Source organism: Carnobacterium sp., assembly GCF_040274425.1.
Window position 1 is genome coordinate 1 of sequence record NZ_JBEMBC010000068.1, and the last position, 14306, is coordinate 14306.

General features: G+C 35.4%; 11 protein-coding genes and 1 other annotated feature. Of the genes, 1 reads left to right on the forward strand and 10 read right to left on the reverse strand.

Translation table 11 applies throughout. The annotated features are described in order from the left end of the window. Positions 1-149 precede the first annotated feature (149 nt). The 10 genes from radC to ABS911_RS11590 form a co-directional block, all read right to left on the reverse strand. Positions 150-842: a RadC family protein gene (radC, locus tag ABS911_RS11545; RefSeq protein WP_350467706.1), complete on the reverse strand. Its 693-nt coding sequence runs from the start codon at positions 840-842 to the stop codon at positions 150-152. 62 nt (positions 843-904) lie between these two features. Beyond that, on the reverse strand, positions 905-1564 hold the full coding sequence (locus ABS911_RS11550; protein WP_350467707.1) for an HAD family hydrolase: 660 nt from the start codon (positions 1562-1564) through the stop codon (positions 905-907). An 18-nt stretch (positions 1565-1582) separates the two neighbouring features. Further along, positions 1583-2890: a bifunctional folylpolyglutamate synthase/dihydrofolate synthase gene (locus ABS911_RS11555; protein WP_350467708.1), complete on the reverse strand. Its 1308-nt coding sequence runs from the start codon at positions 2888-2890 to the stop codon at positions 1583-1585. A 186-nt stretch (positions 2891-3076) separates the two neighbouring features. After that, positions 3077-5722, reverse strand: coding sequence for a valine--tRNA ligase (locus ABS911_RS11560; RefSeq protein ID WP_350467709.1), 2646 nt, complete (start codon positions 5720-5722; stop codon positions 3077-3079). Between the two features lie 73 nt (positions 5723-5795). After that, positions 5796-6031: a binding site (T-box leader), on the reverse strand. A gap of 54 nt (positions 6032-6085) precedes the next feature. Further along, complete coding sequence (gene tpx / locus ABS911_RS11565) at positions 6086-6577, reverse strand: thiol peroxidase (protein WP_350467710.1); 492 nt, start codon at positions 6575-6577, stop codon at positions 6086-6088. Between the two features lie 81 nt (positions 6578-6658). Further along, positions 6659-7369, reverse strand: coding sequence for a redox-sensing transcriptional repressor Rex (locus ABS911_RS11570; protein WP_350467711.1), 711 nt, complete (start codon positions 7367-7369; stop codon positions 6659-6661). Positions 7370-7522: 153 nt separating this feature from the next. Next, on the reverse strand, positions 7523-9121 hold the full coding sequence (locus tag ABS911_RS11575; protein WP_350467712.1) for an amidohydrolase: 1599 nt from the start codon (positions 9119-9121) through the stop codon (positions 7523-7525). A 141-nt stretch (positions 9122-9262) separates the two neighbouring features. Next, entirely contained in the window at positions 9263-10480 is a 1218-nt protein-coding gene (gene thiI, locus ABS911_RS11580) for a tRNA uracil 4-sulfurtransferase ThiI (RefSeq protein WP_350467713.1), read from the reverse strand. Positions 10481-10515: 35 nt separating this feature from the next. Beyond that, the gene (locus tag ABS911_RS11585) at positions 10516-11655 is read right to left on the reverse strand and encodes a cysteine desulfurase family protein (RefSeq protein WP_350467714.1); all 1140 of its coding nucleotides are present in this window, start codon (positions 11653-11655) and stop codon (positions 10516-10518) included. 164 nt (positions 11656-11819) lie between these two features. Continuing rightward, a complete protein-coding gene (locus ABS911_RS11590; RefSeq protein WP_350467715.1) occupies positions 11820-13541 on the reverse strand; it encodes a septation ring formation regulator EzrA in 1722 nt (573 codons plus the stop codon). A 224-nt stretch (positions 13542-13765) separates the two neighbouring features. Between ABS911_RS11590 and msrC the strand changes: the two genes are divergently transcribed. Beyond that, a complete protein-coding gene (msrC, locus tag ABS911_RS11595) occupies positions 13766-14233 on the forward strand; it encodes a free L-methionine (R)-S-oxide reductase MsrC (protein ID WP_350467716.1) in 468 nt (155 codons plus the stop codon). Positions 14234-14306: the final 73 nt, after the last annotated feature.

Here is a 14306-nt window from a genome sequence, read left to right on the forward strand (position 1 = left end):
TCCTCCTCGTGCCCTTAAGCACATATAGTGATATTCTTGCTTGCGGTGCGAATTGGAATGTTCTGAAACAATTCTATTTTCTACCTAACAAAAACTCTACCTTAGTATAGCATGGACATTTTAAATAAGCAACCGTTATAACACTTCTTTTAACAAACCCCTATTTCTTTTAAACTAATAAATTCTTTTTCTCCTATAATAATGTGATCCAGCAAATCGATTCCCATTAATTCTCCGCATTCTGACATCCTTCGCGTAAATTGGATATCTGCTTCAGAAGGTTCTGGATTACCAGATGGGTGATTGTGGCCAACGATCATCCGCGCAGCTGAATACCTAACTGCTCCTCTAAAAATCTCACGAGGATGAGCGATACTAGAGTTAAGCCCTCCAATAAAAATAGTCTCTTTTTTAATAATTTCATTTTTGGTATTTAAATAAAGAACGACTAAATGCTCTTGTTGCAGTCCACGCATTTCTAGCAGCAACATTTCTCCTGCTTTCGTACTGGAAGTAATTTGACCAATTTTAATTTGGGAGGCTTGCGAAATACGAGTACCTAATTCAATTGCTGCTTTTAGTTCAATTGCTTTAATTCTCCCGATACCAGCAACTGTCATTAGTTCTTGGCAAGAGGCTGTCTTTAAATAATAGAGATCTTCAAATTGATTGAGCATTGCTAAAGCTAGTGTAATTACATTGGTTCCTTTAGTTCCTGTTCTAAGCAAGATGGCAAGTAATTCATGGTTAGCAAGAGCTTTCTCACCGTAATGTTCTAGTCTTTCTCTAGGTCTTGATTGAATGGGTACTTCTTTTACAAGATTCATACTCTTTATCGTCATAAAAATCCTCCTTCTTCACATTAATACTATCCGCGAAAAAGGAGGAGGTAATTTTTATTTTCCTATTGATTTTGCTGTTCAATAAAGGATTTTACTTGATTTAAATCATCTAGAATCATGAGTGTTTTTTCTTTTGCTTCACTCGTTGGCAGTATTAGATCCGGTATCATTATAACTGGAATGTTTGCATCATAACTTGCTCGAATCCCATTAAGTGAATCCTCTAAAACAAGTGTATGTTCTTTTGGAACCTGCGTTTTTAACCATGCCTTTTCATAGATTTCCGGACTTGGTTTTGCTCGTGTTACTTCATCTCCACCAATAATGGCATCAAAATATGGAGTGAGTTGTTCTTTTTCTAAAAATAGTGAAACAAGTGATTTGATACTACTGGAAGCAACTATTTTCTTTATATTTTTACTTTCTAAATAGTCCAGTAATTCAATCAACCCTTTTTTCTTACGCAATCCGTTGACTTCTACATGTTCTAGTAAAGCCTGACCGCCTTCGTTGATAAGCGTCTCCGCTGCTTCTGTTTCAAATGTCAAATAAAGTTCTTTATGGAATTCTTCATCAGAGACTCCAATATATTTTTCATGAAACTCCCACGTATACGCCAAATCGATCCTTTTGGCAATCGTTCGATTCGCTTCATAGTAAAGTACTTCTGTATCAAACATTAGGCCATCCATATCAAAAATAACTGCTTCAATTTTAGTCATGATTTCCCTCCTAAATTTTCATTCTTTATTTGCTGCTTTAACGTATTCTCTCACTTCAGAAATAAAATACAAAGATCCTGTTACAATCACTACTCCATTTTCATCCATTTCATTAAGAGAATCTACCAATGCTTCTTGCCAATGTTCGGTTACTGTCCCGTTCTTTAGCATCAGTTTGTTTAAGTCATCGATTCCAGCAGCTCTAGGATAGTTGAAACTCGTCAGAATCAAACGGCAATTCGGTATAGATTCCAATTGATCTGCCATCCCCTGAATGTCTTTATCCCGCATAGCTGCCATAATGATAGAAACCTCTTGTTGAGCAAAGTTTTTTTTAATCGTTTCAACTAATGTCTTTATTGCATGTTCATTATGTGCACCGTCTAAAATAAGAAGCGGTTGATCGTTTATTTTTTCCATTCTCCCAGGCCAAAAAGTATTTTTCAGACCACTCCGTATTTTTTCATGATTCACAGCTAAACCTGTTTCATGACTGTAAATTCTTAATGCTTCAATTGCTACTGCTGCATTTTCTACTTGATGCCTTCCCAACATTTCTATTTGGACGGGACTAAGTCGCATAAAATTATCTTCAAATACGAATTGCTCCCCCCAAGTAGGAAGGGTCTGCCATTTTGTAACAAAAAAATCTTTATTATATTTCATTATAAGGCTATTTTGATCAGCGGCTTTCTGTTCGATTACTTCTAAAGCTTCTTTTCCAATTTTTCCGGTTACAACGGGAACAGCTGTCTTAATAATACCTGCCTTATTCAAAGCAATCTCAGATAATGTCTCTCCAAGTAAATTCATGTGGTCCATTCCTATGGTCGTAATGACTGAGACTACTGGATGGATAACATTTGTTGAATCATACAACCCGCCTATCCCCACTTCAATTAATACTACATCTGCATGCCCTTCGCCAAAATAAATCAACATCATCATTGTAATAATTTCAAATTCACTTGGTCCGCCTAGATCCGTCTTTTTTAATTCTTCCGTAAGAGGATATACAGTATTTGCTAAACGCAAAATCTCATCATCTGATAATGGATCTCCATTGACGCTCACTCGTTCGTTAAACATTTCGATATACGGTGAGGTAAACGTCCCTACTATTTGTCCATTCGCTTCCAACATATTCCTTAAGAAAGCCAGCGTGGAGCCTTTGCCATTTGTACCTGCTATATGGATCGATTTAAATTTTCTTTCTGGATGATTTACTTGACTTAACATCCATTCCATTCGTTTTAATCCTGGTTTTTCACCAAAAGTCCTTGTTGCATGAATCCAGTTCAATGCTTCTTCATACGTAGTGAACATGACTTACCTCCACTTATTTATATTCCATACCTAGTTAATTATAAACTACCCCGTTCATTTCAACCATTAAAATATCGCTGTTCATTCCATCCTTTACTATAGTTCCTTCTCAAAAGAACAATAAAACGAGTAAAAAGCTAAGAGAGATCCTAGTTTTTACTCGTTTTATTTATAATAGGTTACTGATTAAAGCTGATTTTTCAATACTTTTATGCGTTCATTTACTGCAGCATGTTTTTCAAGGTAATCGCCTTGTTTTTCTTTTTCAGCTTCAACTACTGCATCAGGAGCATTTTCTACGAATTTTTTATTCGCTAATTTTCCTTCTACACGTTTCACTTCTTTGCTCCATTTATCTAATTCTTTTTCTAAACGAGCGATTTCTTCTTCTAAATTGATCAATCCAGCTAGTGGCAAGTAAATCTCAGCACCTGTGATTACAGCTGACATAGCTGTTTCAGGAGCTTCTACATCACTTGAGATCGTTAACGTTTCAGGGTTACAGAAGCGCTCAATATAAGAAGTATTATCCTTCAAGAATCGTTCGATTGTTTGATCGTTCGTTTTGATCAATAATTCAATTTTTTTAGATAACGGTGTATTTACCTCAGAACGAATATTACGAACCGAACGAATCAATTCCATCAGTACATCCATCCCTTTGGTTGCTGCTTCATCAGAAAGTTCCGGGTGAACAACTGGGTATTCTGCTACCACTAAGGATTCTCCTTCGTGAGGAATGTTTTCCCATATCTCTTCTGTAACAAAAGGCATGATAGGGTGTAACAGACGTAACGTTTGATCCAATACATAAGCTAAAATACTTCTAGTTGTTTGTTTCGCTTTTTCATCTTCTCCAAATAATACTTCTTTGCTCATTTCGATGTACCAGTCACAAAAATCATCCCAAATAAAGTGATACAAGTGACGTCCCGCTTCACCAAATTCAAAACGCTCGAATAAGTCAGTCACTTTTTCAACAGTTTCATTTAATTTGGTTAAGATCCAACGATCAGCAACCGTTTTTTCACCTGTTAAATCAATTTGATCGACAGTAAAGTTTTCCATATTCATCAATGCAAAGCGACTAGCATTCCATATTTTATTGATAAAGTTCCATGCAGCATCCATTTTGTCATAACTAAAACGAACATCTTGCCCTGGAGCAGAACCGTTTGACAAGAACCAACGTAATGCATCAGCCCCATATTTTTCAATCACATCCATTGGATCGATCCCGTTGCCTAGTGATTTACTCATTTTACGGCCATCCGTGTCACGGATAAGTCCATGGATCAATACATTATTAAATGGTCGTTTTCCAGTAAATTCTAAACTTTGGAACATCATACGACTCACCCAGAAAAAGATAATGTCGTATCCTGTTACTAATGTATTGGTAGGGAAATAACGTTTAAAATCTTCAGATTCTTCATCAGGCCAGCCCATTGTAGAAAACGGCCATAAAGCTGAACTAAACCACGTATCCAAAACATCTGGATCTTGTACCCAATTTTCGCTATCTTCAGGTGCTTCCATCCCTACGTACAGCTCACCGCTTGTTTTATGGTACCAAGCAGGAATACGGTGGCCCCACCACAATTGACGTGAGATTACCCAATCGTGAACATTTTCCATCCAACGCATATACGTATTTTCGAAACGCTCTGGCACAAAATTAACCTTCTCTTCTGTTCCTTGGCTTTCGATTGCTTCTTTAGCTAGTGGTGCCATATTTACAAACCATTGCGTAGATAACCTTGGTTCCACTACAACTCCAGTGCGTTCTGAGTGACCAACACTGTGAACCACTTTTTCGATTTTGATCATTCGACCTTCAGTTTCTAAATCTTTTACCACAGCTTTACGAGCTTCAAAACGATCCATTGATTCATACTTGCCAGCCAATTCATTCATTGAACCATCATCATTCATCACATTGATTTGTGGCAAATTGTGACGTTTCCCAACTTCAAAGTCATTCGGGTCATGAGCAGGAGTGATTTTTACAACACCTGTACCAAAATCCATTTCAACATAATCATCTGCTACAATTGGAATTTCACGATTCATTAATGGCAACAGAACTGTCTTACCAATTAATTGTTGGTAACGTTCGTCGTCTGGATGGACCGCAATCGCTGTGTCCCCTAGCATCGTCTCAGGTCGTGTTGTCGCAATTTCTACTACTCCGCTGCCGTCTGTTAACGGATAACTCATATGATAAAAGGCGCCTTCAACATCTTGGTGAATAACCTCGATATCTGATAAAGCTGTTTTAGCTTTTGGATCCCAGTTGATGATGTATTCTCCACGGTAAATCAGTTTTTTATCGTACATCGTTACAAATACTTTACGAACCGCTTCAGACAATCCTTCATCTAATGTAAAACGTTCACGGCTATAATCAACTGAAATACCAACTTTTGCCCATTGTTCACGAATCACACTGGCATACTCTTCTTTCCAATCCCATACAGTATCAATAAATTTTTCACGTCCTAAATCGTAGCGTGAAATACCATCTTCAGCTAATTTAGATTCTACTTTTGCTTGGGTTGCAATTCCTGCATGATCCATACCTGGCAACCATAGAGTATCAAAGCCTTGCATTCTTTTTTGTCTTACAATAATATCTTGTAATGTTGTATCCCAAGCATGCCCTAAATGCAATTTTCCTGTTACATTTGGAGGAGGAATAACGACAGAATAAGCCTCTTTCGTCTTATCTCCACTTGGCTTAAATAGTCCTTTTTCTACCCATTTTTCATAACGACCAGCTTCTACTTCATTTGGCTGATATTTAGTAGACATTTTCAATTCATCTGTCATTTTATCTCTCCTTTACAATATCACTTAATAAATCTGAAAAACAAAAAAAGCATCCATCCCAATAATAAATTATTATTAGGACGAATGCTGTTCACTCGCGGTACCACCTATATTGCATACTTTATTAATTTTAAAAGTACACCTCTTAGTTCCAATTTTAACGGATCGTTACTCCGAACAAAGTTACTGTATGTTCACCTTGTCAGCTCCCAAGCTACCTTCATTTTATCACGACTAAGAACTCCCAGCATTCGTTCTTTTCTCTATCAGTCAGCAAATAAAATTACTCCTCTTGTTCATTGCCTTTTATTTTTACATAGTAGCATTAAAAAAGTTATTTTTCAATACACCTTATCGATTTCATTAACGTGCTGATCTAGCTGCTTTGATCGCTTTATCATAGTCGGGTTCACTAGACATTTCAGGAACGATTTCTTGATACGTGATTTCACCTCTTGGGTTAACAACAAATACTGAGCGTGCTAATCGTTCAAGATCTTCCATTACTAAACCGTACGCGTTACCAAAACTTAATTCACTATCATGCAACATTTCCATTGAAATATCTTTTCCAGCACACCATTCAGCTTGCTCTTCTTTAGTGTTATTCGAAATAGTGATCAATTGTACACCCTCTAATTCACTGGCGATTTTATTGAATTCTTTTGCTTGCAAAGCACATACTCGTGTATCAATATCTGGAATGACACTGATTAAAACAACTTTTCCGGAAAATTCTTTTAATCCAACTGTTTCATCCGCTAAGTTTTTTATAGTAAATTCAGGCGCTTTATCTCCAACCTTTGTTTGAATACCTCTTAGTTTATGTGGTGTACCTTTTCTAGTAATCTCCATATTAAACACTCCTATTCTACGACTCATCTTAGAATAGTATACGAATAATCTTTTTTTAAAGCAATATTTCCGTACGAATAGTTAAATTCTGTCGTTATCCAACATATCCGACAACTTATTTATCTCAATCATTTTTTCAGGTGGATTCCCAGGATATAGCGCTTCGTTTTGATAGACCATTGTAAAAATTTCACTGGAGAAATCAATATACTTCATTTGAATAGCATCCGGTACTTTTATTCTCCCAGGGGCAAAATTTAAAATAGAAGTGATACCGGCATCAATTAGATCATCTACTACTTCTTGTGATACTTCACTAGGTACAGCACAAATAGCTGTGTGAATTTGTTGTTTCCTAACGAGTTCTTTCATTCGTTCCATAGGAAAAATTGGTACACCTGATATTTCTTTCCCTAAATAAGGCGATTGAATGTCAAAAGCACACTTGATTGTAATGTTTTTTTCTTTCTTGAAATTATTGGTTAAAATGGCTGTCCCTAAATTCCCTACGCCAATAAGTACTACGTTAATGATATTATTCACATTTAATAATTCACGAAATACTTCGGTTACATAAACGACCTCATAACCGTATCCGCTTCTTCCTAACTCACCAAAATGAGAAAAATCTCGACGAATCGTTGCTGAAGGAATTTGTGTCAGTTGACTCAATTCTTTTGATTTTATGCGCTCTACCCCCGTTTCATTCAATTTTTTCAATGAACGATAATAGATAGGTAACCTTTGAGCTGTTGCATTTGGAATTTGGTGTATTTTAGTTGTTATTTCCACATTATCCTGCCCCCTGTCCTTTAATTTTCTTCATTATCATAACATCTTTCAATTATTAACTCAATACAATTGTGATGTTAATCACAATTGTATTGAAGAAAAAAGAAGACAGTCGTTTCCATTTATCTTCTTTCTTTATTGATTTCTTGAGCATTAATCGTTTGTCGAAAAAACGATGTTTCCACCTACAACTGTTTTCGAAACGACTTGGTCTTTCAAAGCATCTTTTTCTATTAAAAAAGGATTTTGCTTTAAAATTGTAAAATCACTGATATAACCAGGTTTTATCTTCCCTCTAGAATTCTTTTTATAACCTGCAATAGCACTTCCAGTTGTGTAAAGCGATAAAGCTTCAAATACTGAAAGCTCTTCTTCCGAAAAATAACGATTTTTATTTTTTCCATCTCTTTTCGTTCTAGTAACAGCTGCATGTATACCATAAAAAGGATTGGGAATTTCAACTGGGGCGTCACTACCTCCTGCAATTGGAAACCCGTTATCTTTTATAGTCTTCCACGCAAAGGCAAGAGGTGGATGATTTTCGCCTAAGACATCTAGTGCCCATGGTAGATCACTGCTCATAAATTGCGGCTGTAAATCAAAAACCAAAGGTAAGTTTTTAGCCTTTTTTAATAATTCAGCGTTTAACCAAGGTGTGTGGATCATTCGATCCAGTTGTCCAGGCAGTGGTGGAAATTGACGTAACGCTTCAATTACTTTCTCAAATGCCCTATCCCCTAAAATATGGATAGCTACTGGAAGTTTAGCTTTACGTGCAGCTTTGATAAGAGCTATAAAAACTTCATCTGTTTGAACTTGTAGGCCATAATTAGTAGTTCCAGGATACGGGTAGCTCATTAATGCCGTTCGAGACCCTACTGTTCCATCATAAAATATTTTCATTGCTCCTAGTTCTATATAAGGGTTGCCATCCAGATAAATTTCATTTGAATGATTATAGGCGTTTAATTCCTCATGATGAATTAGGAGATGAACTCGAAAGGCTTTTCTTTTTTCTTCAATAACCGTATGAAACGTCTTTAAGGTCCCTTCAAAGCCATTAAAGTAATGCAGATCCTCCGAATGTCCCCCTGTTATGCCTTTTGACCATAAATCTTCAATCGCTAAAGCTAAGTATTCCTCTTGTTCTAAAGGAGTCGTCTCAGGAAAAGCATTTATAGCCAAATTCGTTGCTTCATCTTTTAAAATTCCTGTTAATTTTCCTTCTTGATCTAATTGAATCTCGCCGCCACCATCATACGTTTGGCCATCTTTGAGCTGTAGCTTATTGATTAACAGTGTGTTGATAACAACATTATGATAATCGATTCTGCGAACCAACAATGGATGCGCTGTTGAAATAGCATCCAAGTCCATTTTTGTAAGAGGTGTAGGATCATCTTCCCATTCATTTTCATTATACCCCTCAACAAAAAGCCATTCATCCAAAGCTAGGTGTTCAACTTTTTTTCGGATTTGATCCAAACTTGTTTTTTTACTTTTAAACTGATTTAAATTTAAACGAGCTAAACTCATTCCATACCAAAGTAAGTGCAAATGGCTATCTACAAAACCAGGAAATACTATTTCATTATTTAAATCAATTTCCTCACTTATTTTATTACCATACCTTTTTCTTAATTCATCTTCTTCGCCTACAGCTAAAATGGTTTCACCATCAGTAAGGACTGCAGAGATCGTTTCGTCTTCTTTTTCCATTGTAAAAAAAAGACCATTTTTCCATAACTTCACTTTGACATCCTCCTATCGAATTCTCTCTTTTTATTATACCTACTTAATTTTTATTTAGCAGTATTAAATTACATAAGTAGAACGATAGAAAAAAAGCTAAACATAAAATACATGTCTAGCTTTTTTCAACATTGCATTTAATTATAATAAACTTGAAAAATCAGCTTCTTGTTGTGCTTCTAATGTGTCTCCAACAGTAATTTTAGTGATCACTAAACCGTTCATCGCTCTTTCTATTAGCCCTTCAACATCAAGTCGTTCTTCATATTTACGAGCTTTTTCTAGTTTAGGTTGTGTTTTAGGTGCTGGTGGAGCAAAAATTGTACAGCAATCTTCAAATGGTTGGATGGACAAATCAAATGTATCTATTTTTTGAGCGATCTCAATAATTTCATTTTTATCCATCGAAACAACTGGTCGGATGACAGGCGTCGCAGTCACATCATTGATTGCAATCATACTATGCAACGTTTGCGAAGCAACTTGTCCTAATGACTCGCCATTAACGATCGCTAATCCTTTGCGTTCTTCGCGGATAAGATCGGTCAATCTCATCATCATTCTGCGTGTAACAGTCATTAAATAACCTTCTGGAACAATTTTCTTTATTTCTTCTTGAATTTCAGTAAAAGGAACTTCAATAAATTGAACGCTTCCTGAGAAAGCAGCTAATTTAGCGGCTAAATCTTTCGCTTTTTGAAGAGCCCGCGGGCTTGTGTATGGAGGGCTGTGGAAATGAACAGCTTCAACATTAACACCGCGCTTCATGGTTAAATAACCAGCTACAGGGGAGTCTATTCCGCCAGATAACATCAACATGCCTTTTCCACTTGCTCCTACAGGTAGACCACCTGCCCCCATAACCGTCTTGCTGGATAAAAAGAATCCTTCATTACGAATTTCAACTCGTAATGTAATATCTGGTTTTTTCATTTGAACTTTTATGCCTTCAACTTTGCTGAAAATTTCTGCTCCCAACAATTGATTCATATCGTTCGTATCTAATTCATAATCATGATCAGAACGTCTAGTCATTACTTTAAATGTTTTGCCTTCTGTAAACAACTCTTCGACCATATCGACTGCAACTTTTTTTAACAATTCAATATCTCGGTCCAACCGTCTAACTGGAGAATAATTTTGAATACCAAAGATAAATTCTAACCTTTTCAATACTGCATCACTATCTGCACCATTTAATTCTAGATGCATACGGTCACGTTCTCCATGTACTTTTACTTCTTCAAAATCTTGCAAAGCAAACTTTACATTTTGAGCTAACTTGCTAATAAAAATGCGTTTATTTTTACCTTTAGTTGATAATTCACCATACCGTATCATTACTTCATCGTATTGCATGTGCTGCTTACTTCCTCTCTGTATTCCCTCTAAATTTATTTAATGTCTTTAAATTGTTGATATAATTGATCAAATTCGGCCATAAAAATTTTTGCTTCTGCTAAATTATTAGTATCGGTCAAACTGATACGCACTGCACTTGTAGCTAACTTTTCAGGGACATGCATAGCCTCTAACGTACTAGAACCAACACCACTACGGCTAGAACAAGCACTAGTTGTTGAAATATAAATGTCTTTTTTTTCAAAAGCATGAACCATTACTTCTCCACGAATGCCTTTTAAAGCAAAACATAAAATATGAGGCGACCCATCTTTTTGAGAAAAAACCGAGACTTTTTTATACCCTTCTAATTGCTGTACCAAGTATTTTTTTATTTCTCTTTGATCATTTTGTTTCTCTTCTGCTTTTTCAAGTACAAGACGTAAAGCTTTAGCCATAGAGGCTGCACCAGCTACGTTTTCTGTACCACTACGTTTGCCAAATTCCTGTCCACCACCATTTAAAAGTGGCGCAATTTTTTTCCCTTTTTTAATATACATGAATCCCATACCTTTAGGCCCGTGAAATTTATGAGCAGAAAAAGTAGCTAGATCGATTCTTGATTCTTTACCTAATAATAAAGGGACTTTCCCGATCGCTTGTACCGCGTCCACATGAAAATGAACGGTTGGGTAATCTTTTAGCACTTCCCCGATCTCTGCAATTGGTTGAATACTTCCCACTTCATTATTTACAACCATTATCGACACCAGAATAGTATCCGATCTTAGAGCTTTTTTCAAATCAGAAACGGAAACTTTTCCACTCTGATCAACGGGTAAAATAGTTACATCAAACCCCAACATTCTCAACTGACCAACGGATTCCTTGACTGCAGGATGTTCCACCGCTGTTGTAATCACGTGTTTACCGAATTGTCGTTTTTCAATAGCTGTTCCTTTTATAGCCCAGTTGTCGCCTTCCGTTCCACCACTAGTAAAGTAAATCTCTTCAGGAAAAACTTGCATTAAATCAGCGATTTGTTTTCTAGATTGCTGAAGCAACCCATCCGCATAGTTGCCCAATAGATGCAAACTGGAAGGATTTCCATTGATAGTTTGGCTTACCTTTTCATAGGTTTGTAAAACATTCTTATCCATTCTTGTTGTTGCGCTATTATCAAAATAAATCATTGTTTTGTCACACTTTCCTTTAAATTATTCCTCAAGTGAAAATTCTTTACTATTATAACAAAAACTTTTTCGAATACAAGACATCTCATTTTTTTTACAAAACAAAACAGAGCAGCGCTGATCACCACTCTGTTGACTCTTTCTTAATCGTTCAGTTCTTTTGTCTATTTAGCACTTTGGCTTTTTTCTTCATAATACTGGTTCTCAACTTTTTTGAATGCTCCAGGTTCCACAACTTCTAATGCTGTAGAGACAACTTCAAGCGCTTCTTTGTATTGAAATTCTTTATTAAACAAATCGTTGCTTTCTAGAATGGCTTCTCCAATCTCAGGATGCTCATTTCGGTACCGATTCGCATACTGCATCATATATTCTGTCAGTAATGCACTATCCACGATTTCTTCAGTTTTATCGATAAGCAATTCGACATCATCTTCACATAGTTCACACATTTTTTTTATTTCTGTCATATCGATTTTCAATTTATTTAATTCTTTGGCTAATTTTTCAATTCGCTCTGTTGTGACAAAAAATAAATCTAAATATTCTTCAGGTAACCCTGGTAAGTGTTGTTTTTCAATGTAACGTTTTATGCCTCGCATATTAAACTCAAAATCATCAATTTTTTCTTTTACTTCGGTCTCTTCTTTGCGTAAGTCAGCTAATTGAGTAATCAATTTTTCTTGCTCTTCTTCAATGTGAGTTAACTTTTCTCCATCTGCAGCATAGGTTTCTTCAACGACTGTATAGACGGCTTGATTTTTATCAATTCCACTTTTAAATGTTTCAAAATCCAGTTTAATTTCATCAATTTGTTCTTGCATTTTTTTTGTTTGCTCTAAAACAGCATCGTTTAATTTATAACTTTGTGATACACGGTCAATTTCAATCATTAATTGTTGATTTCTCTTATTCACAAATCCAATAAATTCAGCCAAAATAGTATGCTCTTTTCCGACTGTTTCTTTTGCTTTTAATTCTGCTTCCATAACATCATAGATATGGTTGATTTTTTCTTCAATTATCACATTCAACTGTTGGGCCTCTTCAGGTTCACATTGTTTAAGTAATTTTTCACCTTGTTTGATATCTTTTTCAATACCCGCAATATCGGCGGCTATTGTATCCTCTAAAAAGACAAAATGCTGCACATCTTTTAATTCATGATACCCTTCTTTTAATTCTTGGACTTGAGCCGGAAATTCTGTACTAATTTCTTTAACTAAGCTAGGAATTGTTGTAACAGCATCATTTAACTCTTTTGTTTCATGACTAAGTTTTTTTAGTACTTCTTCAGCCTCAATGTGGTCTCCAGAAACCGTTAAGTCAGAAAAATCAGCAAAACTTAATTCCAAAAAAGTAAGTTTCTTTTCTAATCTATCCAGTGCTGGGCCAAAAGAAAAACTTTGTGTTAATAATTTTTTTCGAATGCTTTGATACATTTCTTGGACTTTTTTTATAGCTTGATTATTTTTTTCTTCACTTTTTAATAATTCGTTTAACGCTAATTGAATTTCTTTAATGCTCTGTTTTGTGCTATTCATCAGCTCGCTACTTTTCTGTTCAGCTTTGCTGGCTTTGATCAATTGTAAGCGGTCTGTTGCCTGTTCAGCATCAAACAAAAGATTTTCTATATCAGGAAATGCCGTCATCTCTAATTTTTTCCATTTTTCTTTCCATTGCTCAAAATTTTTCTTTGTCTGTCCCGTCAAAGAAAGGTCCTTAACACTTTGAATGGTTTCTGATACGGGTGTATCTATTAAATCAAATTTTTCTTGTTCCAACTTGTTGATCGTTTGATAATGCTTTTTTTTCATAATATAACTAGTTATATAAGTTATCAGAGCTAATACAATGATAACCATTAAAACTGTTTCTATTTTCATTTTAAAACCTCCGATTGGATTACTGCTAAATTAATTTTGATTTCACAAAAATAGTTATTTCATTCTATGTAGGAATGTAATGGTATGTCTAATTTTTATAAAGGATTTACTTATAAAAACACCTATTGTATATTATAACATAGAAGAAAATATTCTCACACCTCAATCTAGGAAAATAATCATTTTACTGATATGTTGTTGAGAGACTTTTAAGGAGTGCTTATATGACAAAAGAATCTGCTTATTCATTAACAAATAAACAACTTAATGCTGTAATAGGTGATGAAACTAATTTCATTGCAAATTTAAGTAACGCAGCAGCTCTATTATTCGAGAACTTACCTACTATCAACTGGGCAGGATTTTATTTATATGAACCAGCTTCTGACGAATTGGTCTTAGGGCCCTTTCAAGGTAAAGTAGCTTGTATAAGAATACAAAATGGTAAAGGAGTTTGCGGAACAGCATTTGCTAAAAAAGAGAGCATTTTTGTTGAAGATGTTAATCAATTCCCTGGACATATTGCTTGTGATGCAGCAAGCCAATCTGAAATTGTTGTGCCCTTAATCAAAGAAGGTCATGTAATTGGTGTTTTAGATATCGATGCTCCTATTACTAGCCGCTTTGACACAATCGACCAAAAATATTTAGAAGAATTTGTTCAAATACTTTTAGATCCTTCGATTATATAATAGAATGGCTTGACTTACTAATGATTTATAGCGTATAATTGCGTTTGTGTAAAATAATGCAGCGTGAGAGTGG

What these genes read in the sequence shown, in the direction of transcription:
- radC (WP_350467706.1), bottom strand. Translation starts at nt 842, where the DNA reads ATGACGATAAAGAGTATGAATCTTGTAAAAGAAGTACCCATTCAATCA.
- ABS911_RS11550 (WP_350467707.1), bottom strand. Translation starts at nt 1,564, where the DNA reads ATGACTAAAATTGAAGCAGTTATTTTTGATATGGATGGCCTAATGTTT.
- ABS911_RS11555 (WP_350467708.1), bottom strand. Translation starts at nt 2,890, where the DNA reads ATGTTCACTACGTATGAAGAAGCATTGAACTGGATTCATGCAACAAGG.
- ABS911_RS11560 (WP_350467709.1), bottom strand. Translation starts at nt 5,722, where the DNA reads ATGACAGATGAATTGAAAATGTCTACTAAATATCAGCCAAATGAAGTA.
- tpx (WP_350467710.1), bottom strand. Translation starts at nt 6,577, where the DNA reads ATGGAGATTACTAGAAAAGGTACACCACATAAACTAAGAGGTATTCAA.
- thiI (WP_350467713.1), bottom strand. Translation starts at nt 10,480, where the DNA reads ATGCAATACGATGAAGTAATGATACGGTATGGTGAATTATCAACTAAA.
- ABS911_RS11585 (WP_350467714.1), bottom strand. Translation starts at nt 11,655, where the DNA reads ATGATTTATTTTGATAATAGCGCAACAACAAGAATGGATAAGAATGTT.
- ABS911_RS11590 (WP_350467715.1), bottom strand. Translation starts at nt 13,541, where the DNA reads ATGAAAATAGAAACAGTTTTAATGGTTATCATTGTATTAGCTCTGATA.
- msrC (WP_350467716.1), top strand. Translation starts at nt 13,766, where the DNA reads ATGACAAAAGAATCTGCTTATTCATTAACAAATAAACAACTTAATGCT.